The following is a 25621-nucleotide window of genomic DNA, read 5'->3' as shown; positions in this document are numbered from 1 at the left end:
GACCGGAGCCGGGCCAGCGCGACCGTCAGCAGAATTCCCCGGCCGCGCCCTTCGTGTACGACATGGCGATCTCGCCCACACGGCCGTCGGCATCCAGCGAGAAGCTCAGCCAGCGTCCCTGGCCGTCACGGATCCCGTAGGCCTGACCGAAGGTCGACGCACCGTCCGACGACACCGTGAGGTCCTCGATGCCCGGGTAAGTCGCCAGCAGTTCCGCCTGGGTCGCCCCGAGCCCGATCCCGGACGGCGTCTTCGGTGACACTGCCGGGACCGCCGTTCCGAGCTCGCCGATGAGGATCGTGTCGATCCGGTCGCCCTCGGCGGCCTGCGTGACGATCTTCGGCGACACGACCCCCGCCTTCGGCGCGTAGAAGTCGACCGGGCAGGAGTATCCCGGCGCGGTGACGTCGAACGAGACGGCAGCATCGGCGCTCTCGGCGGTCTGGCTCCCGCCCAGGGTGAGCGGCCCCACGCCCGCGGTCGTGATCTTCCACGAGGAGGGGTCCGTCAGATCGGGCCCAGTCGGCAGCGGCGTCGGGCTCGGGGTCCCCGCCGGGTCGACGATGCCGCCGGGGTCGGGCGTCTTCGAGGGCGTCGCAGGATCGAGGGGCCGGGCCGAGGTAGTCCGGACCGGCGCGATCGCCTGACCACGGCCGGATCCTGCGTGCCCGAGTCCGTAGGCGAGTGCCCCGCCGCCGCCCAGGGCGACGACGACTGCCGCCGCCACGACGACGAAGAGCGCGGGGCGTCGCCGTCGGGGGAGTGCTGCGGATCCTGCTGCGGTGTCCACCAGCATGCGGCGCATGCTCGAAGCGCGCTCGGGATCGAGCCGGGGGGAGTCGTGATTCATTTCGTGCCTCCGATCGCCCGCGAGGTGTCGGCCGGGTCGTGGGACTGCGTGAGCGCGGCGAGGCGCCGCTTGGCCCTCGACAACCGCGACTTGACGGTTCCGAGGGGAATGCCGAGGGCGGTCGCCGCCTCGGCCAGGGGGAAGTCGTTGACGACGCAGAGGGTCAGGACGTCACGGTCGCTCGGCGACAGCTTCTGGAACGCGGCGCGCAGCCGCTTCTCGCGGCCGGAGGCGTCGAACCGCTCGAGGATCTCGTCGGCGTGGTCGTCCGCGTGATCCTGCCGCGGCATCTTCGCGAGGGCGATCCGGTGGCGCCTGGCCGTCCTGGCGTGGTTCAGGGAGACGTAGTTGGTCGTCACCAGGAGCCAGGCGAGCACCGACCCGTCGACCAGGCGGACCGAGGCCCGCCGCCTCCACGCCTCGAGGAAGACGAGGGCTGTGACGTCCTCGGCGTCGTGGCCCGACCTCGTGAGACGGAGCGCCTGGCCGTAGACGCGGTCGCGGTGCGCGTCGAAGATGTCGCCGAACGAGTCGGGGTCTCCGTCGCGCGCGCGTCGCCAGACCGTGCTCTCGTCGGGCATGTCGTGTTCCCCCTGGTAGATGGTGCTCTACCCACTGATGTCCGCTGGCCGGAAAAGGTTCCCGATCGGTCTCAGCGACTGATGCGGGTGCCCGGGAGCGACGACTCGTAGCCCTTCTCGTCGAGGTCGTGGTCTTCGAGGTCGGAGTCGGACGGGCCGCGCTTGAGGCGCTTCCGCTCCCGCTCCTCCTCGAGCCAGCGCTGGTCCTCCTCGTCGGAGTTGAGGGCGTCGTACTCTTGCCGGACCACGTAGATGAGGAACCCGAATGCGGCCACGGCGAACATCACCCACTGGATGGCGTACGACAGGTTGAGCGACCAGTCGATCTGCGGCTTCTGCGCTAGCTTCGGCAGGGTGGCCGTCTCGGGGGTCTCGCTCTTCAACTGCCCGAAGGCCGCGGTGTAGGTGGGCAGCTGCAGGCGCTTCGCGATGTCGGCCGGCTGGATCCGCGCCAGCTCGTTCGTGCCCGGGATGTCGGTGCGGCCCGGCACGTCGGCCTCGGACTGGCTGAGGCGGGCGACGACGGTGACCCGACCCGACGGGGGAGCCGGGATCGAGTCGGGCGCGTCGTGCGTGTTGCCGGTCGGGACCCAGCCGCGATCGATCACGAAGACCCGGCCGGACGTGGTCTCGAGGGGCACGAGCACCTCGAAGCCCGGGAATCCGTTGTAGCTCCGGTCTCGAGCGAGGAACGTCTTGTCGACGAGGTAGCGGCCCGTGACCCGCACCGGCTTGAACTCGTCGGCGGCCGAGTAGGAGTCGAGCTCCGGCAGGATGCTCGTGATCGCGACCGGACGGGCGTTGTAGTTGGCGTTCAGGCGATCCTGCAGGGCGAGGTTCTCAGCCCTGCGCTCCCACTGCCAGTGGGAGAGGAACACGCAGACGACCGCGAAGACGACGGCGACCGCGAGGTACCCCAGCCACTTCTTCGACAGGACGAAGCGCCACTCCCTCACGAGCCACTCTCCGCTCCGACCGTGTCGACGGTCTCGCCCAGCGCTGTCACCGCCACGGGGAAGTCACGGGAGCGCACGAAATCTGCAAGGAAGTCTACGTGCTCGGCGCACGCGGCCCAGACCTTCACGCGGTCGAGGGAGTGGATCCTGGGGTTCCGCCAATTCACCTGGAAGACGGCGTCCTCGCGGCATCCTGCGCGGGAGCACTCGACCCGGTCGGGGCCGGCAGCCCCCAGGATCATCGCTCGTTCTCGGGGCGCGACGGGGAGGCCTGGTAGGTCTCGCCCCGGAACTGCGTCGGGTCGTAGGCCTCCTGCGGGCGGTAGACCTCGACGGCGCCGGGCCGCTCGACCTCGCCGCGCGCGCCCTCCTGGCCGACGTTCGCGAGGACGACGGCGACGTACGGCAGGATGATCGCGCCGAGCGCCGGAGCGAGGGTCCACCAGCCGAACGGCACGACGAGCGCCATGATCACGCAGACGAGACGGACGAGCATCGCCAGCGAGTAGCGGATCATGCGGCCGCGGCGCTCATCGATCGGCGCGGGCGGCAGCGTCGTGACCGCGAGGACCGAACTGCTCTTCTTCGACTTGATCTTCATCACTTCACAGGCTCTGTGCGACGGGGAGGGGGACACAGCGGGATGCTGAGTAGTCCACAGCAGAACACTAGGCTTGTCGAGGTCGAAGCGGGCTGTGCACAAGCGCCTCGCCGTCTCGATCTCTCGACACCGAACGACTTGGAGACACCATGACCACGCCCCGCACCGTCCTGGTCACCGGAGGCAACCGCGGAATCGGCTTCGCCATCGCAGAGCGGTTCGCCGCCGAGGGCCACCGGGTCGCCGTGACGGCCCGCTCGGGCGAGGGTCCGGAGGGCACCCTGACGGTCCGCGCCGAGATGACCGACTCCGCGTCGATCGACGCGGCGTTCACCGAGGTCGAGGCTCAGCTCGGCCCGGTCGAGGTCGTCGTCGCCAATGCCGGCATCACCCGCGACACCCTCCTCATGCGGATGTCCGAGGACGACTTCACCGAGGTCCTCGACACCAACCTCGGCGGCACCTTCCGCGTCGTGAAGCGCGCCTCCAAGGGCATGCTGAAGGCCCGCTTCGGCAGGATCGTGCTCGTCTCGAGCGTGGTCGGCCTCTACGGCAGCGCGGGTCAGGCCAACTACGCCGCCTCGAAGAGCGGCCTCGTCGGCTTCGCGCGCTCCATCACCCGCGAGCTGGGCGCTCGGGGCATCACCGCGAACGTCGTCGCCCCCGGATTCATCGAGACCGACATGACCGCCGTGCTCCCCGAGGCGCAGCAGGCCGAGTACAAGAAGAGCATCCCGGCGGGGCGCTACGGCACCGCTGAGGAGGTCGCCCGCGCGATCACCTGGCTCGCCTCCGACGACGCCGGCTACATCTCGGGCGCCGTGATCCCGGTCGACGGCGGCCTCGGCATGGGGCACTAGCCCTCCCGACCGCGAAAGCGGCTCTCGACCACGCAGCAGAGTGGTCGCGAGCCGCTTTCGTGGTCGACGAGCTAGCCGCGGAGGCCGACGAGCGGCAGGATCTGCGAGAGGTCGCGCGTGCTGAGCGCCACGTCCGCGGCCGCGCGGACGCGGGGCTTGGCGTCGAATGCCACCGACAGCCCGGCGGCCTGCATCATCTCGAGATCGTTCGCGCCGTCGCCGACCGCGAGGGTCTGAGACAGCGGGATGCCCGCATCCTGCGCCCACCCGCGGAGCGCGTCGGCTTTGGCGCGCGCATCGACGACCGGTCCGTCGACCTCGCCCGTGAGGTGCCCGTCGGTGACGCCCAGCCGGTTGGCCCGCCAGCGGTCGAGGCCGAGCCGCTCGGCCAGCGGGTCGAGGATCTCGTGGAACCCGCCGGAGACGACTCCGACGAGGCCGTCCGCCGCGTGCACGCCGGCGATCATCTCGGGGACGCCCCGGGTGACCGTGATCGTGGCGAGCGCCTCGTCGAAGCACGACATGGGGAGCCCGCGGAGGGTTGCGACCCGCTCGCGGAGGCTCGCGGCGAAGTCCAGTTCGCCCGCCATCGCGCGCTCCGTGATGTCGCGGACCTCGGCGTGCGAGCCGGCCGCATCGGCCAGGAGCTCGATCACCTCGTCGTCGATGAGCGTGGAGTCGACGTCGAGGACGATGAGGAAGCGCGGCACCCGACCAGGCTAGTGGCGGGGCGCCGCGCGTTACGCCCTACTGCTCGACGCGGACGCCCTTGCCGACGACCGTGATGCCGGACGGAGTGACGGTGAAGCCGCGAGCACGGTCGGCCTCGGCGTCGAGACCGACGTGGGCGCCGTCGACGATGACGACGTCCTTGTCGAGGATCGCGCGGTTGACGATCGAGTTCTTGCCGACGTAGATGCGGTCGAACAGGACCGAGTCGACGACGCGCGAGCCGGAGTCGAGGGTGTTCCACGGGCCGACGACGCTGCGCTCGACGTGGGAGCCCACGGCGACGGTCCCGAGCGAGACGATCGACTCGATGACGCTGCCCGGGTTGCCGTGCTCGTCGCGGCCGAATTTCGCCGGCGGCGAGTTGAGCTGCTGGCTGAAGATCGGCCACGCCGTGTTGTAGAGGTTGAACACCGGCAGCGCCGCGATCAGGTCGCGGTGCGCGTCGTAGAACGAGTCGATGGTCCCGACGTCGCGCCAGTAGTAGCGGTCGCGCTCGGTGGAGCCCGGGACCTCGTTGCGGTTGAGGTCGTACACGGCGGCGTCGCCGCGCGACACGAAGTCGGGGATGATGTCGCCGCCCATGTCGTGGTTCGACGCGGTGTTCTCGCCGTCGCGGAGGACCGCGTCGATCAGCGCGTCGGCGTTGAAGACGTAGTTGCCCATCGAGGCCAGGACCTCCTCGGGGGAGTCGGCGAGCCCGACAGGGTCTTTCGGCTTCTCGAGGAAGGCGTCGATGAGGGTGGCGTCGTCGGCGTTCGTCTGGATCACGCCGAACTGGTCGGCGAGCGAGATGGGCTGGCGGATCGCTGCGACGGTCGCGCTCTTGCCCGAGGCGATGTGCGCCTCCACCATCTGGGCGAAGTCCATCCGGTAGACGTGGTCGGCGCCGACCACGACGACGATGTCGGGCTTCTCGTCGCGGAGCAGGTTGAGGCTCTGCAGGATGGCGTCGGCCGATCCTGCGAACCAGCGCTTGCCGAGTCGCTGCTGCGCCGGCACGGAGGCGACGTAGGCCCCGAGGAGGCCCTCGATGCTCCACGTCTGCGAGACGTGCCGGTCGAGGCTGTGCGACTTGTACTGGGTCAGGACGACGATCTGACGGAGACCCGAGTTGATCAGGTTGGACAGGGCGAAGTCGACGAGGCGGTAGTTTCCGCCGAACGGGACTGCGGGCTTCGCGCGGTCTGCTGTCAGAGGCATCAGTCGCTTGCCTTCTCCGCCGGCCAACACGATGCCGAAGATCTTCTTTGATGCCATGTGGCCAGAATGGCACGTTTCTCGCGCGGGCGACTACGGTAAAGGCCGTGCGAGTCGATGTGATCACCAAGGAATACCCGCCCAACGTCTATGGCGGCGCGGGCGTCCACGTGACGGAGCTGGTCAAGGCCCTCCGTCCGTCGATCGATGTGCGCGTCCGGGCGTTCACCGGTTCGGGCAGCGATGGCGCCCCCGGCGAGGACGGCACGACGGGCTACCCCGACCTGACCGAGCTGGCGCACGCCAACGGTGCGCTGAAGACCCTCGGCGTCGATGTCGCCATCGCTCAGGACGTCGAGGGCGCCGATGTCGTCCACTCCCACACCTGGTACGCCAATGCGGCCGGACAGCTCGCCCAGATGCTCCACGACGTCCCCCACGTCCTGACGGCGCACTCCCTCGAGCCCCTCCGCCCGTGGAAGGCCGAGCAGCTCGGCGGCGGCTACCGCGTGTCGAGCTGGATCGAGCGGCAGGCGTACGAGACCTGCGACCGCGTGATCGCCGTGAGCGACGGCATGAGGCGCGACATCCTGCGCTCGTATCCGACCATCGACGAGTCGAAGGTGAGCGTCGTCTACAACGGCATCGACCTCGAGGGCTGGCGTCGACTCGACGAGCCCGAGCTCGTCCGGTCGCTCGGCATCGACCCGGAGCGTCCCGCCGTCGTCTTCGTCGGCAGGATCACGCGGCAGAAGGGTCTTCCCTACCTGTTGCGCGCGGCCGCGCTCCTCCCGCCCGAGGTCCAGCTGATCCTCTGCGCCGGAGCACCCGACACCCCCGAGATCATGGCCGAGGTGACGGCGCTGGTCGATGACCTGAAGCAGACCCGGACCGGCGTCGTCTGGATCGAGCGCATCCTGCCCCGTGACGAGCTGTGCGCGGTCCTGTCGAGTGCGACCGTGTTCGTCTGCCCGTCGATCTACGAGCCCCTCGGCATCGTCAACCTCGAGGCGATGGCCTGCGGCGTCCCCGTCGTCGGCACCGCGACCGGCGGCATCCCCGAGGTCGTCGCCGACGGCCTCACCGGCCGCCTCGTGCCGATCGACCAGGCGACCGACGGCACAGGCACGCCCCTCGACCCCGACCGCTTCGTTCAGGATCTCGCCGCCGCCCTCACCGAGACGGTTGCCGACCCCGGCCTCGCCCGGCTGATGGGACGCGCCGGGCGAGCCCGCGCCGAGCTCGACTTCAGCTGGTCGAGCATCGCGGAGCGCACGCTCGAGATCTACCGCGACCTCGCCTGACACGCGTTCTCCACAGCCTCCACCACCTCGCCGTTCCCCGGCCTCCCCTCGAATAGAGTGTGACCATGCCCACCGTTCTCCAGCTCACCGACGTGTCCGTGGTCCGAGACGGCTCTCCGGTCGTCGACGCAGTCAGCTGGACCGTCGACTCCGAAGAGCGCTGGGTGGTGCTCGGCCCGAACGGCGCCGGCAAGACGACGATCCTGCAGGTCGCGGCGGCGCAGACGCACCCGTCGTCGGGTGAGGCCGAGATCCTGGGCGAAGACCTCGGCAGCGTCGACCTGTTCGACCTCCGGCCCCGCATCGGCTTCGCATCGACGACGATCGCCCGGCGGATCCCGCCGAAGGAGACCGTCCTCGACGTCGTCCTGACGGCGGCCTACTCGGTCACCGGTCGCTGGAACGAGGAGTACGAGAGCGTCGACGTCCGCCGTGCCCACCGAGTCCTCGACGAGTGGAACCTCGGTCACCTCGCCGAGCGCACCTTCGGCGACCTCAGCGACGGTGAGCAGAAGCGCGTCCAGATCGCCCGCTCGGTCATGACCGACCCCGAGCTCCTGCTCCTCGACGAGCCGGCCGCATCGCTCGACCTCGGGGCCCGCGAGGAGCTCCTCCGCATGCTCGGCGGCTACGCGTCGAGCGAGGGCGCCCCCGCTATCGTCATGGTCACCCACCACGTCGAGGAGATCCCGCGCGGCTTCACGCACGCGCTGCTGCTGTCGCACGGCCGTGTGAAGGCCTCCGGGCCGCTGGCCGAGGTGCTCACCGCCGAGATCCTGGGCGAGACCTTCGGCCTGCCGCTCACCGTGAGCGAAGAGGGCGGCCGCTACACCGCTCGCGCGACCGAGTAGGTCACACTCGCTGGTGCGTGACTCCGCGTTGCGCGCTGCACTCGCTGGGTGTCGGCGGGTCGTGGCCGCAGTCGGCGGGCCCCCGGAGGCGCGCCCACTGCTGCGAGCACCCGCCGACACGCGAGCAGCCCCTAACGCACGCCTCGCATGAGCCGCAGCACGGGCTTCGCCAGCAGCAGCAGCACCACCCCGACGGCGATCGCCACGATGCCCAGCACTCCGAAGTACGGCACCTCGTCCGACGGGCTGTAGACGCCGGCGAGGCGGCCCGAGATCGCGGTCCCGAGCGCCACCGACAGGAAGAACAGCGCGACCATCTGCGTGCGGAACCGCTCGGGCGCCAGCTTCGTCGCGACCGAGAGGCCGACCGGCGAGAGGAGGAGTTCGGCGACGGTGAAGACGAGCAGGATCAGCACGATCGCGATGACCGGGGTGCCGTGCGGCCCGGTCCCGAAGAACGGCAGGAACAGCAGTAACGCGAGACCGACCACGATCGCGCCGCCGGCGAACTTGACCGGTGTCGAGGGCTGCCTCGAGCCGAGCCTCGTCCAGAGGGCCGCGAACACCCCCGAGAGCATGATGATGAAGATCGGGTTGATCGACTGCACCCACGGGATCGGGAACTCCCACCCGAACACGGAGCGGTCGAGCCGCTCGTCGGTGTAGATCGTGATGACCGTGAACTGCTGCTGGTAGATCGACCAGAAGACGGTGCTGGCGAGGAACAGCGGGATGAACGCGATCACGCGGCTCCGCTCGTCGCGCGAGATGACACGGCTGCTCAGGATCACGATGAAGTAGGCGACCGCAGCGACGGCGGTGACGACGATGACGACCGTGGCCAGGTTGGTCGCGGTGACGAGGCGGAACACCACCGCCAGGACGATCACGACCACGCCGATCGCCGCGACGACGGCCATGCGTCGCCGCGGATCGCGGGGGAGCGGGTTCGGGATGATCCGCGAGTCGGCGGGAAGGTTCTTGCGTCCGACGGCGTACTGGACGAGGCCGACCGCCATGCCGACCGCCGCCAGACCGAAGCCGAAGTGGAATCCGACGGACGACTGGAGGAGGCCGGTGAGGATCGGACCGAAGAACGCGCCGAGGTTGATGCCGAGGTAGTAAAGCGAGAATCCTGCGTCGCGACGCGTGTCGCCCTCGGAGTAGAGGGTGCCGACGAGGCTCGTGGCCGTCGCCTTGAGGCCGCCCGAGCCGATGGCGATCAGGATCAGGCCGACGCCGACGCCCAGAGCGCCGGGCAGCGCCGCCAGGGCGATGTGCCCGAGCATGACGATCATCGCGCTGACGAGGAGGGTCCGCTGCGAGTCGAGGAGCCGGTCGGCCACCCACGCGCCGAGCACCGTCGACAGGTACACCCCGCCGCCGTAGGCGCCGACGATACCGGCGGCCGTCGCCTTGTCGATGCCGAGCCCGCCGTCGGCCGTCGAGAAGAACAGGTACAGCAGCAGGATGCCCTGCATGCCGTAGAACGAGAACCGCTCCCACAGCTCCACGCCGAACAGCGTCGCCAGGGGGCGCGGCTGCCCTAAGAAGCGGGTGTCGGTCTCGGCTTCTCTGCTCGTGCTCATGGGCGTCCATGCTGCTGCCATATGACATGCGAGAGCGCAGGATCACCCGGCGCACCCTGACCGGATGCCGCCGGTCTGGTATTGTTGCTGGTTGGCCTCCGCGCCACCCGTTCAGCGCTGGCAAAAACCAGGGCGCACACACTCAGAGGAACCCCATGAAGACCGCTACGCACCCCGACTACAACCCGATCGTGTTCCGCGACCTCGCGTCCGGTGAGACCTTCCTCACCCGTTCGACCGCGACCAGCGACAAGACCATCGAGCTCGACGGCGTCACCTACCCCGTCATCGACGTCGAGATCTCGTCGGCTTCGCACCCGTTCTACACGGGCAAGCAGCGCATCCTCGACTCGGCCGGTCGCGTCGAGAAGTTCAACCAGCGCTTCAAGAACTTCGGCAGCAAGTAGGCGGCCACCGCAAGCAGGCAGTAATCGAGAAGGCGCCCGACCTCGGTCGGGCGCCTTCGTCGTGCCCGGGCGCACCGGTCGACCTGCGGCAGCGGAAGCCGGCAGCACAGACCTCAGCCGCCGGCGATGACGTCCTCGATGCCGAGGAGCATCTCCTCGCCGGCCAGCACCCCCCGGCTCGATGTCACCGTCAGGTGCGACGCGGTGAAGCCGACGTCGTGCAGCTCGCCGTGGGCCGGGCGGAACGCCAGGTCGGCCCCGGTCAGCATGCCCTCGTCGAGGAGCGAGTCGCCGAGGGCGAGGACCGTGTCGGCGCCTGTCCGGCTCGCGATCTCGGCCACCGCCGAGCGCTTGTCGATGGTCGTAGGCACGCAGTAGAGCTTCCTGCCCTGGACCGAGACGACCCACCCCAGCTCGACGCACCGCTCGGAGAGAGCCGCCAGGTCGTCGGCAGGCAGGATGTCGCGGTCCACGATCGCGTAGAGGAAGAGGCTCTCGGCATCGTGCACCCGGAGCACCCACGAACTCCTCGAGGGGTCGGTGAGGAGCGCCTGCACGTCGACGAGCGGGGCGCACGTCTCGGCGGTCCGCCGCCGGAGAGAGCGGTTCCAGCCCTCGTCGATCTCGCCGCGGTGGAGGATCGTGCCGCCGTTCGACGTGACGGCGTGCTCGGGCACCCCGCCGGGAAGCCGAACGCGGCGGTACTGCGCCACGGTGCGGGTCGTGACGGGCACGAATGCCGCTCGGGACGCGATCCTGCTCAGGGCGTCTTCGGCGCGTCGGGTCATGAACGACAGCGGAGCACCCTGGTAGACCTCGGAGACGACGAGTCGCGGGGCGTCGGCGTCGGCGGCCTCCAGGAGGAGGGCCCGAGCCGAGTAGATCAGGGTCCGATCGAGGTCGGACGCGACCAGGACGGCCGTCATGCGGCTCCCGCCGCATCTGTCGGACCGACGCCCACGGGGTCGATCAGGCCGACGCAGCTGTAGGGCAGTTCGTCGACCTCGACGACCTCGACCCCTCGCTGCTCGGCGAGGAGGAGCACGTGCGCGACCTCGGCGCGGGCAGAGGACCGCACCAGGATCTTCCACGGCACCCGGCGCAGCAGTACGCGCGTCGTCTCGCCGACGCCGGGTTTCACGAGGTTCACGTCGCCGATCCCGTACTCGCGGCTGATCCTCTCGACGGCCTGCCAGCCCACCCAGGTCGCCGTGACGTCGGAGCCCGCCTCGGCGCGCAGCCGGGCCTCGACCTCCGGCGCCACGTCGGCGAAGTGCACGGCGACCGCGTCGATGAAGGCCTGCGACACGTCGTCTCCCGAGAGGTGGCGGTAGAACTTCGCGCCGTGGAACGAACCGGGGGCGATGAGCTCGCGGCTGTAGACGGTCCGCGACACGAGACCGGACACGGTCGAGTTGAGGCACGCCGAGGGGATCAGGTAGTCGTCTCGCGTGCCGAAGATCGTGACGCAGTGACCGGGATCGGCGAGCACCGCCAGGTCGTCGGAGAATCGGATGCCGGTCCGCTCCGCGAAGAGGGCGAGCGCCGCCGAGAGCTCGCGGGCGATCGCGCCCTTGCCCGTCCAGCCGTCGACGAACACGACGTCTCCGGGATCGTGGTGCTCGGCCAGGTAGTGGAGGGCCGTCTCGTCGATCCCGACGCCCCGGACGATGCTCATCGTGTAGTGCGGCACGTCGAGCCCGCGGACCTCCCGGGCCCAGCGCCGCATCAGGACGCCGACGGGGGTCCCGGCACGGGCCAGAGACACGAAGACCGGTGTCGCCCGCCGCGCGGCGAGGGCGAGTTCGGTGACCACCCCGACCGCCTCGGCGATCCTGCGACTCGACCGCTCGAGCGCCTCGCGATAGAGCGCCTGGTACTCGGCGGTCGGGACGTACTCGATCGGCAGCGACTCGGCGTAGTTCGCCCGCCCGGACTGGATCTCGGCCTCGCGGGTCGCCGCGTCGGCCTCGAGGGCGAGGTCGCCGAGGTCGTGGAGGAGCCAGCCGACGTCGTCGGGGGAGTACGACCCGAAGGCGGGGGAGGTGAGGGGCTCAGGCACGGGAGGACTCCGAAGGGGCGAGAGGGGCGGTCAGCAGGATCACGGTCACCCGGGAGGCGACGCCCGCGAGGGCCTCGGTCACGCTGCCCGGCCCGGTCAGGGCGTCTTCCGGTGTGCCGGGCTCGGGGACGAGCACGATCTCGTCAAAGCGTTCGCCGCCCCGGGTGAGGTTGTAGGCGTAGCGCCGCGGCTCGTCATCGAGCACCCGGTCGTGCCGGTCGAAGCGGACCGCCGTCTGGATCGCGTAGTCGCCGCGGTCGAGAGGGTGGATGGGAGAGCGCGTCGTCGTCGAGAAGACCACCTCGGCCGTCGTCGCCTCGCGGAGCGCGTCGGCGACGGCCAGCGGGAGGGCGATGGCCTCCTCGGTGCCGAGGACGAGGACGCGAGGCGGGCTGTCGTGATCCTGCGGATCTCGCCGCGGGACCGCGGCCTCCGCCGCGACGGCCGCCGCGAGGGCACGCGCCGTCTCGGACCCGGCGAGGAGGTCGGGACGCTCGTCGGCGAGGGTGCCGAACCGGTCGAGGGGGACGGGCGGGTGCGCGCGGAGGTCGACGAGCGACACGGCTCCCGGCGCGGAGACGTGCGCGTCGGGCACAACGGCATCAGCCGTGTCTGCGAAGAACCGCTGTGCCTCGTCGAGAAGACCGCTCGGGAGGTCGATGCTGCCGGTCCCGAGGGCCACGACGTCGATCGCGGCGCCGAGCTCGGCCGCGAGGGCGTCGAAGCGGGCCCGGTCGACCCCGGAGCGGAGGTCGATCAGCGCGGCGACCACCCACCGGCGCTGCGGCACGACGGCGTGCAGCGAACGGATCGTGTTGATGATCGTCGATCCGGTGCTCACCTCGTCGTCGACCAGCACGACGGTCCCTCCGGCGCGGAACCAGTCGCTCCGGCGGGGGAGCAGCCGGTGACTCGTCGCGTGCGAGTGCTCCTCCTCGAAGCCGGCGAACGAGCGCGAGCCGGGCACGTCGAGGCGCGTGGAGTGGATGTACGCCGCTCCGAGCGTGTCGGCCACGATCCTGCCGAGGCCGGTCGCCGTCTCGGCGTATCCGATCACCGACAGCGCAGGATCGGAGACCCTCGCGTCGACGAGGAGGGCCCGGAGACCGTCGGCTCTGCCCCTCCCTTCGAGGACCTCCGTGAGTCGATCGCCGAACGCCCTCGCCCGGGCCGACGGCAGCCGCGGGACCCCGCCCTCGGCGGCGAGGAGCTCGGCGACCAGCACGCCGAGCAGGGCACCCGCGGCGATCGTCGTCGCCGGGTCGGTCGGCACGTGCTTCGCCAGGACGGTCGAGACGAGGAGGTGGGCCCGGCGCGGGTTCTTCCGGAGCGCGAGCCCGACCAGTCGTCCGACGGGGACGACGCTCGCCTCCTGATCGGTGTGGAGTCGGACGCCGAAGCGCTCCGCGACGAATCCGCCCGGGTCGACGACGCCGGACAGCCCATGCTCGTCGTTCACCGCATGCTCGCTTCGAGCAGGTCGACGTAGGTGACGTCCTGGGCCGCGACCCCGAAGGCGGCGGCGCGCAGAAGGGTCTTCTGCGCCCAGGCCTGATGGGGCTTCATCTCGTTCATCTTGTTGCGCGACGGCGACGCCGACACACCGCCACCGAGGTCGGCGTCGATGGCCAGAGCGTCGAGGTACTCCTCGGAGCTGATGACGCTCATGGCGTGCACGACCGGGACGTGGGAGGGGTGGATGACGGTCTTCCCGAGGAGCCCGTTGGCCTGATCGAGCGAGATCTCGCGCATGAGGCCGTCGAAGTTCTGCAGGAGGAGGCGGCGGCGTAGATCCTCGTCGCTGGCGTCGACGAACGGCGTGAGACGCAGCTGCGGGCGGAGGAGCCGCTCCGTGTCGGCGAAATGCTCCCAGACGGTCCCGGTGATGACGAAGCCGCCGTCGGTCCGTCCGAGGACGTTCACCACGTCGGAGATCACCGACGACACGACCTTCACGTCGTAGATCGTGAGATCACGGGAACGCCGGAGACCGAAGATGCTCGACAGGTCGGTCGCGCCGATCCGCACAGCGAGGACGTCGTCGCGGTTTTCGCGGAGCACGGTCGCGATGTCGGCCAGCGCCTCGACCCGCGTCTCGGAGTGGATCATCTCGGGCGACTCGAGGATCGGCATGATGCGGAGACGGTGCGCCTGCTCGGGTGCAGCCCTCCGGATGTCGTGCAGGGCGTCGAGGAACGCCTGGCCGTACCCCTCGCCCGCGCGGAACTTCGGGATGACGAAGCCGGCCAGGATCGCGACGGCCGCCCCCATGCGGTCGGTGATGCTCCGCATCTGCTCGGGAGTGCGGACGCGGACGAACAGCAGCGGCAGCTCGTCGACGAGCAGCTTCTCGGCGTCGAGGCGCGCGAGCTCGACGACGGCGTCGACGACGGTCTGCTCGGCCTCGGGGACCGCGCGGTCGGAGATGCTGTCTTCGAGGCAGAGCACCATGCTCAAGCAGCCCCGGGCCGCCATCTTCTGCACGTCGGCGACCAGCGTCGGCCGGTCTCCCGGCGAGTACAGCGTGGCGCCGAGGGCCGCGGCGACCAGGGGCGCCGGACTCGCCACGGTCAGTTCGCGCGGCTCGACGGAGAAGAGCCTCGTCCGCTGCTCGTCGGTCAGGAAGGGGAAGTGGCGCATCCTTGATTCTCAGCCCGGGCCGTCGGGGAGAGCGAATCGACGCGTCATCGAGAAACCGAACTCCTGGTGAATGCTCGGATCTGCCAGAGACGGGTCGACGGGCTCCGAGCGCAGCTCGAGCATGCCGTCGACGACGAGGATCTGGAGCAGGGAGAGCCGCTCCGGCACTCCCGTCGGAACCGTCAGCGTCGCGCCGTCGAAGAAGCGGAGGGCGAGAGCCTCCGTCCGGCGGCCCAGGACGAGGGCCCGGCGGAGTTCCCGGACGTGCCGGAGCGTCACCAGCACCGCTCCGTTCTCGAACTCCACGAGAGGCCGGTTGCCGTCGGTCGGCGCCGCCGATCCGGTGATCTCGCCCTCGCTGGTGGCCGCGCCGGTGACACCCGAGACCGACTCCCAGGCCACACTCGAGGCCCCGGCGATGATCAGCGTGCCGACGGCCGAGCGCACCCGATCGACTCTGACGACGGGAGACCGCCCGTCGATCTCGCGCACGTCGCCGAGGCCGGGAGCCGCGAAGGGCTGCGGCAGACGAGGGCGCGCGGGCCTCGGAGCAGCGGTCGACGGTGCCCCCAGCGAGAGACCGGTGGAGGCCGGCGGTCGGGCCTGGGCGGCCTGCGGACGCGGCGCCTGTTGCGGACGCGGTGCCTGCTGCTGATGCGTCGCGTGCTGCGGACGCGGGGCCTGCTGCGGACGCTCCACTTGCTGCGGACGCTCCCGCTCGGGTCGCACGCGCCGTCGCAGGAAGACGAGGTCGCTCCGGGTCGTCGTCGGCCCCCCCGCCGTCACAGGCTGATCCGGAAGTCGTCGGCGACGCCCCGGAGCCCGCTGGTGTAGCCCTGCCCCTGGGCCCGGAACTTCCACTGGTCGCGGTTCCGGTACAGCTCGCCGAAGATCATCGCGTTGATGCTGCGGTTGTCGCCCGAGGGGACCGTGAACCGCACGAGCTCGCGACCGTCCTCGGTGGCGACCCGGATGTAGGCCGACCGGACGGACGCGAAGGTGCCCACCCCGCGGACGTCGGGGTCGACGTAGACCAGGAAGACGATCTTCGCGACCTCCGGCGGCACCGCCGACAGGTCGACGTCGATCTCCTCGTCGTCTGCGTCGTCGACGAACGCCACCGAGCCGTCGTGACTGACGATCTGATTGAAGAAGACCAGGTGCTCGTTCGAGAGGGCGCGGCCGTCGTCGCCGCAGAGGACCGCCAGCGGGACGAGTTCCGCCTCGGGGCCGTGGCTCTCGATGACGTCCCAGCCGAGGGCCACGACGACGCGGGTGAGATCGGGGTTCTCCGCCGTCAGGGCGGCGTTCGCCCCGGGGACCATCGTCACGGTCACGACGAGGTCGAGGACGGCGAGTCGAGCACCAGCGAGGGGCCGTCGAACTTGTCGGCGAGGAACCGGCCGTGGGTGGAGAGCTCGGCGATCGCGTGGATCCGGATCTGGTTGAGGAGGTCGCGGACGGTCTCTTCGAGCACCTCGAGCTGACCGAGCAGGAGGACCGTGGGGCCGGCCGTGACGGCGCGGTCGCTCTCGGGCAGGGCGAGGTACGAGTGGAGCGGGGTCGGCAGGTAGTCGCGGATCATCGCGTCGAGGAGGTACCGCTGCTCGGTCGACGCGTCTTCCGCGTCGGCGGCCTGGAGGACCACGCGGAGGAGGTCGTCGAGGTGACGCAACCTCGACGACACGACGGGCGGCAGGAGGGCGCCGGAGCGCCGCACCAGCGCGCGCAGAGCGTCCAGCTCACGCGCGGCGCGCTCGGCATCGGCCTGGACCTCGTCGACCGGGGTGTCGTCGACCACCTCGACGGGCGGCCGGCCGAAGAGGCTCCCGAGGAATCGTCCTGCCACCGACTACCGCCCGCTCCCGATCTGGCCGGTGGGGCGGCCGGAGCCGATCTGCGACGAGTTCTCGGCCGCTTCGCCCTGGCGACTGCGCTCGAGGTAGGGCCTCGACCGCTCGATGCCCTGCTCGAGGGCCGAGACGGTGCCCTGCATGTTCGCAGCCGCCTGCGACCGGAACGAGTCGATGGAGTCCATCGTGGCGAACACGTTGTCGAACGCCTTCTGCAGCGTCTCGACGCTGACCCCGGAGCTCGACGCCTGCTCGTGGATCCGCGTCGTCTGATCGCGGAGCATCTCGCTGGTCTTGAGGATCATGTTGTTGGTCGTCGTGTTGATGGCGTCGATCTGGTCGAGCACCATCTTCTGATTGGCCAGCGCCTGCGCCACGATCACGGCCGTCCGGAGGGCCGCGATGGTCGTGGTGCGGGCCCGGTCGACGCCCTTGATGAGCTCGAGGTTGTTCTTCCGGATGAGGTCCATCGCGAGATATCCCTGCACCGAGACGGCCAGCTGAGTCAGGATGTCCTGGTGGCGCTGCCGGATCGGGAACAGCACGTCGGCCTCGAGCTTCTGCGCCTCGTCGACCCGGCCCGACGACCGGTACGAGTCGATCTTCTCGACCGTCGCGCCGTCGAGCGCCTTGGCGAAGACCGCGTACTCGCTGAGCTGCTGCATGGTCTCCCAGAGCTGCACCTTCTCGCCGGCGAGTGAGGCGTTGTCTTTCAGCAACTCGTCCTGACCCGACATCAGCGACTTGATGATGTGGTCGAGCTGCGTCTGGGCCGACTCGTACTTCTGGAAGTACTTCGCCAGCTTGTTGCCGCCGGGGATGAACCCGAGGATCTTCCGGCCGACCCCGAGGTCGGCCTGGTTCGGCGTGAGGTCCTCCACCGTCGAACGGAGATCGCCGAGAGTCGAGGCGACCGCGATCTGCGCGGAGTCCTTCGTCTTCTTCGCCCCGGAGACCGACGACGACGAGCGCTCGAGCATGCGCGACGAGAAGTCGCCCGACGACCGCATCTCGTTGCCGGCGAGGGCGGAGATGCCGTCGACCTTGGTGGTGAACTCGGGCGACCTCGGATCGAGAGAGGCAACCTCGGCCACGAACTGCCTGGCCTGAGCCTGGATCTCGGCCTGGCGCTCGGCCGGCACGGGGACCATGCCGGGCGCGTCGTCGGCCTGCACGATCTCCGGCGCCTCGGGTGCCCGGAGGACCAGTGCGGCCTCGTCGTCGGTCGGCGGTGTCAGGGGGGAAGCCATGGTCGATTCTCCTTCGAAAGGGGGGCGGGCGAGAAGGGCGTCAGCCGAGCTGGACGCCGAAGTCGTCGGCGATGCCGGCGAGCCCGGAGGTGTAGCCCTGGCCGACGGCCTTGAACTTCCAGTCGGAGCCGTTGCGGTACACCTCCGCAAAGACCATCGCCGTCTCGGGGGCGGCGTCCTCGCTCAGGTCGAAGCGCACGATCTCCTGGCCGTCCTGGTCGACGACGCGGCAGTACGCGCTCCGGACCTGGCCGAAGTTCTGGCGCCGCTCGTCGGCCTTGTCGATCGAGACGGCGATCACGATGCGCTGCACGTCGGGCGCGACCTTCAGCAGCTCGACGTCGATCTGCTCGTCGTCTCCGTCGCCCTCGCCGGAGCGGTTGTCGCCCTGGTGGACGACGGAGCCGTCGGGGGTCGACTTCTGGTTGTAGAAGATGAAGTCGGCCGACGAAAGGACCTTGCCGTCGGCGCCCAGGAGGAGTGCCGAGGCGTCGAGGTCGAACGCCTCGCCGCTCGTGGTGCGAGGGTCCCAGCCGAGGCCGACCGTCGCGACCGTGAGGCCGGGGCTGGTCTTGGTGAGAGAGAGGTTGTTGCCCTTTTCGAGGCTGAGTCCTGCCATTGTTCTGTCGCTTTCAGTCGAGGATGATGCCGAAGTCGGTGGCGATGCCGCGGAGGCCGGTCGAGTACCCCTGGCCGACCGCACGGAACTTCCATTCGGAGCCGTTGCGGTAGATCTCGGAGAAGATCATGGCCGTCTCGGCCGCGGCGTCTTCGGTGAGGTCGTACCGCACGATCTCCTGCTGGGTGTCTTCGTTGACGACGCGACAGAACGCGTCGCGGACCTGTCCGAAGTTCTGCCGGCGCTCGTCGCCCTGGTCGATCGTCACCGTGATGACGATGCGCTGCACGTCGGGCTCCACGAGACTCAGGTCGATCAGGATCTGCTCGTCGTCGCCGTCACCGGCGCCGGTGCGGTTGTCACCCTGGTGGATGACCGAGCCGTTGGCCGACTGCAGCTGGTTGTAGAAGATGAAGTCGTCGTTCGAGCGCACCTTGCCGTCGGCGCCGATGAGCAGCGCCGAGGCGTCGAGGTCGAAGTCGGTGCCGCTCGTCGTGCGAGGGTCCCAGCCCAGACCGACCATCGCGCGCTTGAGGCCGGGGTCGGCCTTCGTCAGCGACAGGTTGTGCCCCTTGGAAAGCGAAAGACTAGCCATGTGTTCTCCCTACTCTGCTACTTCTCGATCTGGCTGAGAACCGCTCGGCCCGGTCAGAGGAACCGCGCGGCCGGCACGAGCAGGTCGCGGACCGATCGCCCGTTCGCCCGCTCCCCGATGGCCGTGAAGGACCAGCCGGCCCCCTCGCGCGACACCTTGGCCATGATCATGGCGGTGTGGGTGCCGGTGTCGGTGAGCTGGTAGCGCGCGACCTCCGGCAGGGCCGGGGTCGAGTCGTCGACGAGGCGGCAGAAGGCGTTCTCGACGGTGTCGAAGGTCTGACCGCTGTAGCTCGAGATGACGAAGACGATCTGGGCGACGGCGGGGGAGACGCGGGGGAGGTCGACCAGGATCGTCTCGTCGTCGCCGTCACCGGCCCCGGTGAGGTTGTCGCCGGTGTGCTTTGTCGAGCCGTCTTTCGATGCCAGCTGGTTGAACCAGACCGTGTCGAGGACTGCGCCCTGCGCGTCGAAGAAGATCGCCGAGGCGTCGAGATCGACGTCGGCCGCCTTGGCCTTGCCGAAGAAGCCGCGCTTGACGGGGGCGGCGCTGTCCCAGCCGAGACCCATGCGGACCCGCGACAGCGACCCTCCGTCCGACTTGGTCAGCGAAAGCGACTGCCCTTTCTGAAGGCTCAAACCCATGACGATCTCCTCTTGTCTCCGTTGGCGGTGGTGCGGTCGTGCGGTACTGCGTTCGTTCGGTGCTGCGGTGTTGCCGTGGTGCGGTCGGTGAGCGAGGCGACGAGCGGGTGCTCAGACGCCGACCGTGACGCTCTCGTCGGATGTCGATCGGGAACGCTTGTTGCGCACGATCGACGAGATGAACGCCGCGGCGATGAACACCACGCCGATGAGCCCGGTGATGACCTCGCTGACCTCGGTCGTGATGGTGATCAGGAGGATGACGGCGAGGGCGCCGATGGCCCAGTGAGCACCGTGGTCGAGGTACTCGAACTCGTCGAGGGTGCCCTGGCGGACCAGGAAGACGGTGAGCGACCGGACGAAGATCGCGCCGATGAGGCCGAGCCCCAGCGCGATGAGGATCGGGTCGGACGTGATCGCGAAGGCGCCGATGACGCCGTCGAACGAGAACGACGCGTCGATGACCTCGAGGTAGAGGAACAGGAGGAAGGCGGCCCGGCCGACGACCTTGCCGACGCCCCGGGTGGTGGAGCCCGAGATGACGCCGGCGCGCTTGTCGACCTCGTCGGCGTCGATCTCGCCGTCGTCGTCGGCGTCGTCGACCTCGAACAGCGCGCCGAGCCCGTTGACCAGGAAGTACAGCACCATGCCGAGGATGCCGGCGAGCAGGACGATGGCCTGCTTGTCGCCCGCGGCGAGCGACGCGACGACCAGGGCGAGGAGGCCCACGACCAGCGACGCCGCGTTGAGCCTGCCGATCCGGGCCAGCGGCTTCTCGAGCACGCTGAGCCAGCGGATCTCCCGCTCTTCGAACATGAAGTCGAGGAAGATCATGAGCAGGAAGATCCCACCGAAGGCGGCGATCTGCGGATGGGCGTCTTGGAGGATGTACGCGTACGAGCCGGGCGTCTCGATCGACCCCTTCTCGAGGGCGAGCCGGATCGCCTCGACCGGGTTCAGCCGGGCCGTGACGGCCACGATGAGCAGCGGGAACAGGATGCGCATGCCGAGGACGGCGATGAGGATGCCGACGGTCAGGAAGATCCGCTGCCAGAACGCGCTCATCTTCTCGAGGATGCGCGCGTTGACCACGGCGTTGTCGAAGCTGAGGCTGATCTCGAGGATGCCGAGGATGGCGGCGATGGCGAGCCCGGCCGGGCCTCCGTACACGAGTGCTATGGCGAGCGCGATCGCGGTGATCACGAGCGACCATCCGAAGGTCTTCAGGAACAAGGCTTTTTAGCCCCCAACTGCGTTTCAGGGTTCGCCTTCCGGCGACGCGGACGTCGTTCGCCCCCGGCTTCGATTGTAGGGCTTCGCGCCTGACGATTCAGGCGACGCTCAGCTGATCACGAGGCGGAGAGGGCCCGAGCCGGCCAGTCGCCGGACGCCGTGAACGTCGGGTCTTTGCGGCGCATGTACTCCTGGAAGCTCGCCGCCTGCTCGGCGCACCAGCCGACCTGGAGCGAGTGGAGGTCGGTCGCGGGCACGTCGAGCTTGTCGAGGTGGCGCTTCGCCATGGCCTGCGCGACGCGGCCGGCCGCGATGGCGTCGGCGCCGGCGTTGTGGGCGTCGTCGAGCACGACCTCGTAGTACTCGGCGGCGGCCTCGAGGGTGCGCTTGCCCTTGCGGTAGCGGTCGACCGCCTTGTCGATGACGAGGGGGTCGACGACGCAGCCGGCCTCGACCTCGAGGGGCGTGATGCCGTAACGCCGCGCCTCGCGGTCGAGGACGGTGAGGTCGTAGGGGGCGTTGTAGATGACGAGCGGCACACCACGGGTGAAGACGGCGCGGAGGGCCGCGATGATCTCGGCGACGACCTCGGGAGCCGGGCGCCCCTCCGCCTGCGCCTGCTCGGTGCTGATGCCGTGCACGGCCGAGGCCTGCACGGGGATGTCGACACCGGGGTCGGCGAGCCACTCGCCGTGGGCGATCGACGCGCCGCTCGAGTCGATCAGGCCGACGTGCGCTGTGACGATGCGCGCGGTCTCGACGTCGATGCCCGTGGTCTCGAGGTCGAAGACCCCGAGGCCCTCCCACCAGGACTCGGGAACCGGGCCGATCGTCGTCTCACTCACGCCTGAAGCCTAGAGCCAGCCACCGACATGCCGCGGCTCACTCGCCAGCGGCCTCGATCACCGGCAGGGCCGCCGTCGGCGTCGGGACCTCGACCGGGCCGCCCACGTGCAGCCAGAAGAAGGCCTGCGTGCCCATGGTGAGCGTGACCCTGCCCTCGGAGTCGAACGGGGGGAAGTCGCCGCCGCCGAACAGGTCGAAGAGCTTCCGGCCGGCGAACCGGGGCGCGGTGATCGTGACCGACGACGGGTTGTGGGCGAACGAGAAGACGCACAGGACGTCTTCTGCCGCGTCGCCGAACTGGGTGCCCGATCCTGCGTACGAGCGGACGAACGCCAGGACCGACTCGTGGTCGCTCGGGAGGACCTCCATCGTGCCGAGACCAAAGGTCGGGTGGGCCTTGCGGACGTGGATCACGTTGCGGATCCAGTGGAGGAGCGAGCGCGACTGCGCGAGCTGGCTCTCGACGTTGACCAGCGTGTAGTTGTAGACGAGCGACTGCACGACGGGCAGGTAGAGCTTGCCCGGGTCGGCGGTCGAGAAGCCCGCGTTGCGGTCGGGAGTCCACTGCATCGGCGTGCGGGAGGCGTCGCGGTCGTTCAGCCAGATGTTGTCGCCCATGCCGATCTCGTCGCCGTAGTACAGGAAGGGGGCGCCCTTCAGCGAGAACAGCAGCGCGTGAGCGAGCTCGAGCTCGGCCCGCGAGTTGTCGAGGAGAGGGGCCAGACGGCGCCGGATGCCGATATTGGAGCGCATGCGGGGGTCGTAGGCGTACCAGCCGTACATCGCCTGCCGGTACTCCTCGCTCACCATCTCGAGGGTGAGCTCGTCGTGGTTGCGGAGGAACACTCCCCACCCTGCCGACTCGGGGACGTCGGTCGTCTCGGACAGGATCCGGGTCAGCTCGGCGGCACTCTGCGAGCGCAGCGAGTAGAAGATGCGGGGCATCACCGGGAAGTCGAAGGCCATGTGGCACTCGGGCTCCTCGTCGGTGCCGAAGAACGCGGCGACCTCGCGCGGCCACTGGTTGGCCTCGGCGATCATGATGCGGCCGGGGTACTCCTCGTCGATCATGGTGCGGAGCTTCTTGACGAACTCGTGGGTGGCGGGCTCGCCCTCGCCGTTGCCCTCCTCCGACTGGTAGAGGTAGGGGATCGCGTCGAGCCGGATGCCGTCGACGCCGAGGTCGAGCCAGTGCCGGATGACGTCGTAGATCGCCTCGTGCACCTTCGGGTTCTCGTAGTTGAGGTCGGGCTGGTGGCTGAAGAAGCGGTGGAAGAAGAACTGGCGGCGCACCGGGTCGAAGGTCCAGTTCGACTCCTCGGTGTCGACGAAGATGATCCGGATGTTCTCGTACTTCTCGTCGGTGTCGCTCCACGTGTAGAAGTCGCCGTACGGCCCGTCGGGGTCTTCGCGCGACTGCTGGAACCACTCGTGCGCGTCGGAGGTGTGGTTGATCACCATGTCGATGACGATGCGCATGTTGCGCTCGTGCGCCTTGGTGACCAGGTCGCGGAACTCGTCGAGGGTGCCGAACTCGGGCAGGATCGCCTTGTAGTCGGAGATGTCGTAGCCGCCGTCGCGGAGGGGCGACTGGAAGAACGGCGGCATCCACAGCGCGTCGATGCCGAGCCACTGCAGGTAGTCGAGCTTCGACGAGAGCCCGGCGATGTCGCCCGCCCCGTCGCCGTTGGAGTCGACGAACGACCGGACCATCACCTCGTAGAACACGCTCCGCCGGAACCACTGGGGGTCGAGCGTCAGTCCGGGCGTTTGGATGGGGGCAGTGAAGCTCACCGGTCTCCTTGCGAGGTGCGACAGCGGACGCCACCCGTGCCGGTGACTCGTTCACTCTAGAACGGACCCCGCCCGTCGGTTCAGACTCGCCCGACGGGTGTCTCCTTAGACTGGCCGGGTGACTCCGCCCCGCCGCCTCCCGCCCGAGCCGTCCGTCCCCTCGCCGTACGCGGAGCGGCTGGCCGCGATCCCGGTGCGGCACCTGTCGGCCGAGGTGTTCGGGAGCCGGAGCGACTACTGGGTGTACGGCGACGACGACGCCCCGGTGACCGTGCTGGTGGTCCACGGGTTCCGGGGCGAGCACCACGGCCTCGAGCCGGTGGTGGCGTACCTCGAGGGCGTCCGCGTGATCGCTCCCGACCTGCCGGGCTTCGGCGAGTCGGAGGCGTTCCGAGACCGCGACCACTCGGTGGCGAGCTACGCGTCCTGGCTGGAGGTCTTCGCCGAGGCGGTGGGGATCGGGCGAGACGTCGTCGTCCTCGGGCACTCGTTCGGGTCGATCGTCGCGAGCGCGGCCCTGGCGTCGGGGCTTCCGGCGTCGAGGCTGGTGCTGGTGAATCCGATCGCGGCGCCCGCGCTGAAGGGGCCCCGTGGCATCCTGAGCAGGCTGGCGATCCTGTACCACTGGCTGGGCGCGCGGCTCCCGGAGCCGGTGGGCCAGGCGATCCTGCGCTCCCGGATCGTGACGCGGGTGACGAGCATGGCGATGGTCAAGACGAGGAGCCGGTCACTCACCGCCTGGATCCACGATCAGCACGACTCCTACTTCTCGAGGTTCCAGAACCGGCGCGTCGTGCTGGAGGCCTTCACCGCGTCGGTGTCGAGCGACGTCTCGACCTACGCCCGCAGGATCACGACACCCACGCTCCTGATCGCCGCCGACCGCGACGACATCACGGCTCTGCCGAGGCAATACGAGCTGCAGGCGCTCTTCCCCGACGCTCAGCTCGACGTCGTCCACGGGGTGGGGCACCTCATCCACTACGAGAAGCCGCTCGAGGCGGCCACGCTGATCACGGACTTCCTCCGATGAGCGGAGCCCACGGAGACCGCGGGGAGAGCGGCCGGCCGAGGATCGTCGTCGACTGCCGGTACGTCCGGGTGGGCCGCCACGACGGCATCAGCCGCTTCACCGCGGGAGTCGTGAACGCCCTCGCGGAGCACACCGAGCTGACCCTGCTCGTGAACGACGTGCGGCAGCTCGACAAGCTGCCGGACGCGCCGCACCGCCTCGTCTCGGCTCCCACGAGCCCCCTCGAGCCGCTCGTCGCTCTCCAGGTGAACCGGCTGCACCCCGACATCGTCTGGTCGCCGATGCAGACGATGGGGTCGTTCGGGCGCCGGTACCGGCTCGTGCTCACCCTGCACGACCTCATCTACTACACCAACCGCACGCCGCCGCCGGAGTTCGCAGCGCCCATCCGGCTGCTGTGGAGGCTGTACCACCTCGCCTGGTGGCCGCAGCGGCTGCTGCTGAACCGCGCCGACGCCGTCGTGACCGTCAGCGAGACGACGGCGCGCGAGATCGCCGCCCACCGCCTCACCTCGAAGCCGGTGACGGTCGTCACGAACGCCGCCGACCCGCAGGAGGCAGAGCGGCGGGTGAAGCCCGAGTCGCGCGACCTCGTGTACATGGGCTCCTTCATGCCGTACAAGAACGTCCGAGCCCTCGTCCGCGCCCTCGCCCTCCTGCCCGGCTACCGCCTGCACCTGATGAGCCGTGTCTCGGACCGCGAGCGCCAGGAGCTCGAGGGCCTCGCGGCGCCCGGAAGCCTGGTCTTCCACGACGGCGCGAGCGACGAGGAGTACCGCGAGGTGCTGCTCGGGGCCACCGCCGCCGTGACCGCCTCGCGAGCCGAGGGCTTCGGCATCCCGGTCATCGAGGGCATGGCCCTCGGCACCCCGGCCGTCGTCAGCGACATCCCGATCTTCCGCGAGATCGGCGGCGACGCGGCCCTCTACTTTGATCCGGAGTCGCCCTCGTCGATCGCCGAGGCGCTCCGACGCCTCGACACGCCGGCGGAGTGGGAGGCCCGGAGCGCCCGCGGGGTCGAGCAGGCGTCGCACTTCAGCTGGGACCGCTCGGCCGCGATCCTGCTCGACCTGCTCGAGAGGGTGGCCGCAGGCCGCTGAGGGCGCAGGGTCACGCGTCGCCGC

General features: G+C 69.7%; 28 protein-coding genes. 6 read left to right on the top strand and 22 right to left on the bottom strand.

The window, feature by feature from the left end; genetic code table 11:
- Window positions 1-25: 25 nt before the first annotated feature.
- The 5 genes from ABD733_RS01535 to ABD733_RS01515 all read right to left on the bottom strand — a co-directional run bounded on the left by ABD733_RS01535 (window position 26) and on the right by ABD733_RS01515 (window position 2988).
- Window positions 26-850, bottom strand: coding sequence for a hypothetical protein (locus ABD733_RS01535; protein WP_344793285.1), 825 nt, complete (start codon window positions 848-850; stop codon window positions 26-28).
- On the bottom strand, window positions 847-1431 hold the full coding sequence (locus ABD733_RS01530) for an RNA polymerase sigma factor (protein WP_344793284.1): 585 nt from the start codon (window positions 1429-1431) through the stop codon (window positions 847-849). Before ABD733_RS01530 ends, ABD733_RS01535 begins: the two co-directional genes overlap by 4 nt.
- 71 nt (window positions 1432-1502) lie before the next feature.
- Entirely contained in the window at window positions 1503-2387 is an 885-nt protein-coding gene (locus tag ABD733_RS01525; RefSeq protein WP_344793283.1) for an SURF1 family cytochrome oxidase biogenesis protein, read from the bottom strand.
- Window positions 2384-2629, bottom strand: a complete 246-nt coding sequence (locus ABD733_RS01520; protein ID WP_344793282.1) for a hypothetical protein — start codon at window positions 2627-2629, stop codon at window positions 2384-2386. Before ABD733_RS01520 ends, ABD733_RS01525 begins: the two co-directional genes overlap by 4 nt.
- Entirely contained in the window at window positions 2626-2988 is a 363-nt protein-coding gene (locus ABD733_RS01515) for a DUF3099 domain-containing protein (protein ID WP_344793281.1), read from the bottom strand. Before ABD733_RS01515 ends, ABD733_RS01520 begins: the two co-directional genes overlap by 4 nt.
- Window positions 2989-3137: 149 nt before the next feature.
- Here ABD733_RS01515 and ABD733_RS01510 point away from each other — a divergent pair, with 149 nt between their 5' ends.
- Window positions 3138-3848 (top strand): beta-ketoacyl-ACP reductase, encoded by a 711-nt coding sequence (locus ABD733_RS01510; RefSeq protein WP_344793280.1) that lies wholly within the window; start codon window positions 3138-3140, stop codon window positions 3846-3848.
- Between the two features lie 71 nt (window positions 3849-3919).
- On the opposite strand, the gene serB is transcribed toward ABD733_RS01510, so the two are convergent.
- Together serB and ABD733_RS01500 are read right to left on the bottom strand one after the other, a co-directional pair.
- Window positions 3920-4558 (bottom strand): phosphoserine phosphatase SerB, encoded by a 639-nt coding sequence (gene serB / locus ABD733_RS01505; protein ID WP_344793279.1) that lies wholly within the window; start codon window positions 4556-4558, stop codon window positions 3920-3922.
- Window positions 4559-4595: 37 nt separating this feature from the next.
- Window positions 4596-5837 carry a glucose-1-phosphate adenylyltransferase gene (locus tag ABD733_RS01500; RefSeq protein ID WP_344793278.1) on the bottom strand — a complete coding sequence of 414 codons (1242 nt, stop codon included), beginning with the start codon at window positions 5835-5837 and terminating at the stop codon, window positions 4596-4598.
- A gap of 47 nt (window positions 5838-5884) precedes the next feature.
- On the opposite strand from ABD733_RS01500, the gene glgA reads away from it, so the two are divergent.
- Both glgA and ABD733_RS01490 read left to right on the top strand, forming a co-directional pair.
- Window positions 5885-7081 (top strand): glycogen synthase, encoded by a 1197-nt coding sequence (gene glgA / locus ABD733_RS01495; RefSeq protein ID WP_344793277.1) that lies wholly within the window; start codon window positions 5885-5887, stop codon window positions 7079-7081.
- A gap of 65 nt (window positions 7082-7146) precedes the next feature.
- A complete protein-coding gene (locus ABD733_RS01490) occupies window positions 7147-7932 on the top strand; it encodes an ABC transporter ATP-binding protein (protein ID WP_344793276.1) in 786 nt (261 codons plus the stop codon).
- A gap of 131 nt (window positions 7933-8063) precedes the next feature.
- Here ABD733_RS01490 and ABD733_RS01485 read toward each other — a convergent pair whose 3' ends face one another.
- Complete coding sequence (locus ABD733_RS01485; protein WP_344793275.1) at window positions 8064-9521, bottom strand: peptide MFS transporter; 1458 nt, start codon at window positions 9519-9521, stop codon at window positions 8064-8066.
- Window positions 9522-9676: 155 nt separating this feature from the next.
- On the opposite strand from ABD733_RS01485, the gene ABD733_RS01480 reads away from it, so the two are divergent.
- Entirely contained in the window at window positions 9677-9928 is a 252-nt protein-coding gene (locus ABD733_RS01480) for a type B 50S ribosomal protein L31 (RefSeq protein WP_344793274.1), read from the top strand.
- A gap of 113 nt (window positions 9929-10041) precedes the next feature.
- Here ABD733_RS01480 and ABD733_RS01475 read toward each other — a convergent pair whose 3' ends face one another.
- The 14 genes from ABD733_RS01475 to treS form a co-directional block, all read right to left on the bottom strand.
- Window positions 10042-10854, bottom strand: a complete 813-nt coding sequence (locus ABD733_RS01475) for an HAD family hydrolase (protein ID WP_344793273.1) — start codon at window positions 10852-10854, stop codon at window positions 10042-10044.
- A complete protein-coding gene (locus tag ABD733_RS01470; protein WP_344793272.1) occupies window positions 10851-11990 on the bottom strand; it encodes a cysteine protease StiP family protein in 1140 nt (379 codons plus the stop codon). The genes ABD733_RS01475 and ABD733_RS01470 overlap by 4 nt, the downstream gene beginning before the upstream one ends.
- The gene (locus ABD733_RS01465) at window positions 11983-13449 is read right to left on the bottom strand and encodes a phosphoribosyltransferase domain-containing protein (protein ID WP_344793271.1); all 1467 of its coding nucleotides are present in this window, start codon (window positions 13447-13449) and stop codon (window positions 11983-11985) included. Before ABD733_RS01465 ends, ABD733_RS01470 begins: the two co-directional genes overlap by 8 nt.
- Complete coding sequence (locus tag ABD733_RS01460; protein WP_344793270.1) at window positions 13446-14630, bottom strand: HpcH/HpaI aldolase/citrate lyase family protein; 1185 nt, start codon at window positions 14628-14630, stop codon at window positions 13446-13448. The genes ABD733_RS01465 and ABD733_RS01460 overlap by 4 nt, the downstream gene beginning before the upstream one ends.
- A gap of 9 nt (window positions 14631-14639) precedes the next feature.
- Window positions 14640-15077 (bottom strand): hypothetical protein, encoded by a 438-nt coding sequence (locus ABD733_RS01455; RefSeq protein WP_344793269.1) that lies wholly within the window; start codon window positions 15075-15077, stop codon window positions 14640-14642.
- Window positions 15078-15412: 335 nt separating this feature from the next.
- Window positions 15413-15955: a TerD family protein gene (locus ABD733_RS01450; protein WP_344795947.1), complete on the bottom strand. Its 543-nt coding sequence runs from the start codon at window positions 15953-15955 to the stop codon at window positions 15413-15415.
- Between the two features lie 8 nt (window positions 15956-15963).
- Window positions 15964-16479 carry a hypothetical protein gene (locus ABD733_RS01445; RefSeq protein ID WP_344793268.1) on the bottom strand — a complete coding sequence of 172 codons (516 nt, stop codon included), beginning with the start codon at window positions 16477-16479 and terminating at the stop codon, window positions 15964-15966.
- A gap of 3 nt (window positions 16480-16482) precedes the next feature.
- Window positions 16483-17733 carry a toxic anion resistance protein gene (locus ABD733_RS01440; RefSeq protein WP_344793267.1) on the bottom strand — a complete coding sequence of 417 codons (1251 nt, stop codon included), beginning with the start codon at window positions 17731-17733 and terminating at the stop codon, window positions 16483-16485.
- Window positions 17734-17773: 40 nt separating this feature from the next.
- Window positions 17774-18352, bottom strand: coding sequence for a TerD family protein (locus tag ABD733_RS01435; protein ID WP_344793266.1), 579 nt, complete (start codon window positions 18350-18352; stop codon window positions 17774-17776).
- A 13-nt stretch (window positions 18353-18365) separates the two neighbouring features.
- Window positions 18366-18947, bottom strand: coding sequence for a TerD family protein (locus ABD733_RS01430; protein ID WP_344793265.1), 582 nt, complete (start codon window positions 18945-18947; stop codon window positions 18366-18368).
- Window positions 18948-19000: 53 nt separating this feature from the next.
- Window positions 19001-19591, bottom strand: coding sequence for a TerD family protein (locus ABD733_RS01425; protein ID WP_344793264.1), 591 nt, complete (start codon window positions 19589-19591; stop codon window positions 19001-19003).
- Between the two features lie 111 nt (window positions 19592-19702).
- Window positions 19703-20824, bottom strand: a complete 1122-nt coding sequence (locus ABD733_RS01420) for a DUF475 domain-containing protein (RefSeq protein ID WP_344793263.1) — start codon at window positions 20822-20824, stop codon at window positions 19703-19705.
- Window positions 20825-20940: 116 nt separating this feature from the next.
- On the bottom strand, window positions 20941-21669 hold the full coding sequence (locus tag ABD733_RS01415; protein ID WP_344793262.1) for a 3'-5' exonuclease: 729 nt from the start codon (window positions 21667-21669) through the stop codon (window positions 20941-20943).
- Window positions 21670-21706: 37 nt separating this feature from the next.
- Complete coding sequence (gene treS, locus ABD733_RS01410; RefSeq protein WP_344793261.1) at window positions 21707-23464, bottom strand: maltose alpha-D-glucosyltransferase; 1758 nt, start codon at window positions 23462-23464, stop codon at window positions 21707-21709.
- 118 nt (window positions 23465-23582) lie between these two features.
- Here treS and ABD733_RS01405 point away from each other — a divergent pair, with 118 nt between their 5' ends.
- Both ABD733_RS01405 and ABD733_RS01400 read left to right on the top strand, forming a co-directional pair.
- Entirely contained in the window at window positions 23583-24497 is a 915-nt protein-coding gene (locus tag ABD733_RS01405; protein WP_344793260.1) for an alpha/beta fold hydrolase, read from the top strand.
- Window positions 24494-25597 carry a glycosyltransferase family 4 protein gene (locus tag ABD733_RS01400; protein ID WP_344793259.1) on the top strand — a complete coding sequence of 368 codons (1104 nt, stop codon included), beginning with the start codon at window positions 24494-24496 and terminating at the stop codon, window positions 25595-25597. Before ABD733_RS01405 ends, ABD733_RS01400 begins: the two co-directional genes overlap by 4 nt.
- Window positions 25598-25621: the final 24 nt, after the last annotated feature.

The sequence above is a fragment of the Frondihabitans peucedani genome (genome assembly GCF_039537585.1).
Taxonomy (GTDB): domain Bacteria; phylum Actinomycetota; class Actinomycetes; order Actinomycetales; family Microbacteriaceae; genus Frondihabitans; species Frondihabitans peucedani.
This window is presented reverse-complemented; position numbering and strand designations above follow the sequence as displayed.

What these genes read in the sequence shown, in the direction of transcription:
- ABD733_RS01440 (WP_344793267.1), bottom strand. Translation starts at nt 17,733, where the DNA reads ATGGCTTCCCCCCTGACACCGCCGACCGACGACGAGGCCGCACTGGTC.
- ABD733_RS01425 (WP_344793264.1), bottom strand. Translation starts at nt 19,591, where the DNA reads ATGGGTTTGAGCCTTCAGAAAGGGCAGTCGCTTTCGCTGACCAAGTCG.
- ABD733_RS01435 (WP_344793266.1), bottom strand. Translation starts at nt 18,352, where the DNA reads ATGGCAGGACTCAGCCTCGAAAAGGGCAACAACCTCTCTCTCACCAAG.
- ABD733_RS01430 (WP_344793265.1), bottom strand. Translation starts at nt 18,947, where the DNA reads ATGGCTAGTCTTTCGCTTTCCAAGGGGCACAACCTGTCGCTGACGAAG.
- ABD733_RS01475 (WP_344793273.1), bottom strand. Translation starts at nt 10,854, where the DNA reads ATGACGGCCGTCCTGGTCGCGTCCGACCTCGATCGGACCCTGATCTAC.
- ABD733_RS01515 (WP_344793281.1), bottom strand. Translation starts at nt 2,988, where the DNA reads ATGAAGATCAAGTCGAAGAAGAGCAGTTCGGTCCTCGCGGTCACGACG.
- ABD733_RS01480 (WP_344793274.1), top strand. Translation starts at nt 9,677, where the DNA reads ATGAAGACCGCTACGCACCCCGACTACAACCCGATCGTGTTCCGCGAC.
- ABD733_RS01535 (WP_344793285.1), bottom strand. Translation starts at nt 850, where the DNA reads ATGAATCACGACTCCCCCCGGCTCGATCCCGAGCGCGCTTCGAGCATG.
- ABD733_RS01510 (WP_344793280.1), top strand. Translation starts at nt 3,138, where the DNA reads ATGACCACGCCCCGCACCGTCCTGGTCACCGGAGGCAACCGCGGAATC.
- ABD733_RS01460 (WP_344793270.1), bottom strand. Translation starts at nt 14,630, where the DNA reads ATGCGCCACTTCCCCTTCCTGACCGACGAGCAGCGGACGAGGCTCTTC.
- ABD733_RS01530 (WP_344793284.1), bottom strand. Translation starts at nt 1,431, where the DNA reads ATGCCCGACGAGAGCACGGTCTGGCGACGCGCGCGCGACGGAGACCCC.
- ABD733_RS01400 (WP_344793259.1), top strand. Translation starts at nt 24,494, where the DNA reads ATGAGCGGAGCCCACGGAGACCGCGGGGAGAGCGGCCGGCCGAGGATC.
- ABD733_RS01520 (WP_344793282.1), bottom strand. Translation starts at nt 2,629, where the DNA reads ATGATCCTGGGGGCTGCCGGCCCCGACCGGGTCGAGTGCTCCCGCGCA.
- ABD733_RS01500 (WP_344793278.1), bottom strand. Translation starts at nt 5,837, where the DNA reads ATGGCATCAAAGAAGATCTTCGGCATCGTGTTGGCCGGCGGAGAAGGC.
- ABD733_RS01490 (WP_344793276.1), top strand. Translation starts at nt 7,147, where the DNA reads ATGCCCACCGTTCTCCAGCTCACCGACGTGTCCGTGGTCCGAGACGGC.
- ABD733_RS01450 (WP_344795947.1), bottom strand. Translation starts at nt 15,955, where the DNA reads ATGGTCCCCGGGGCGAACGCCGCCCTGACGGCGGAGAACCCCGATCTC.
- ABD733_RS01485 (WP_344793275.1), bottom strand. Translation starts at nt 9,521, where the DNA reads ATGAGCACGAGCAGAGAAGCCGAGACCGACACCCGCTTCTTAGGGCAG.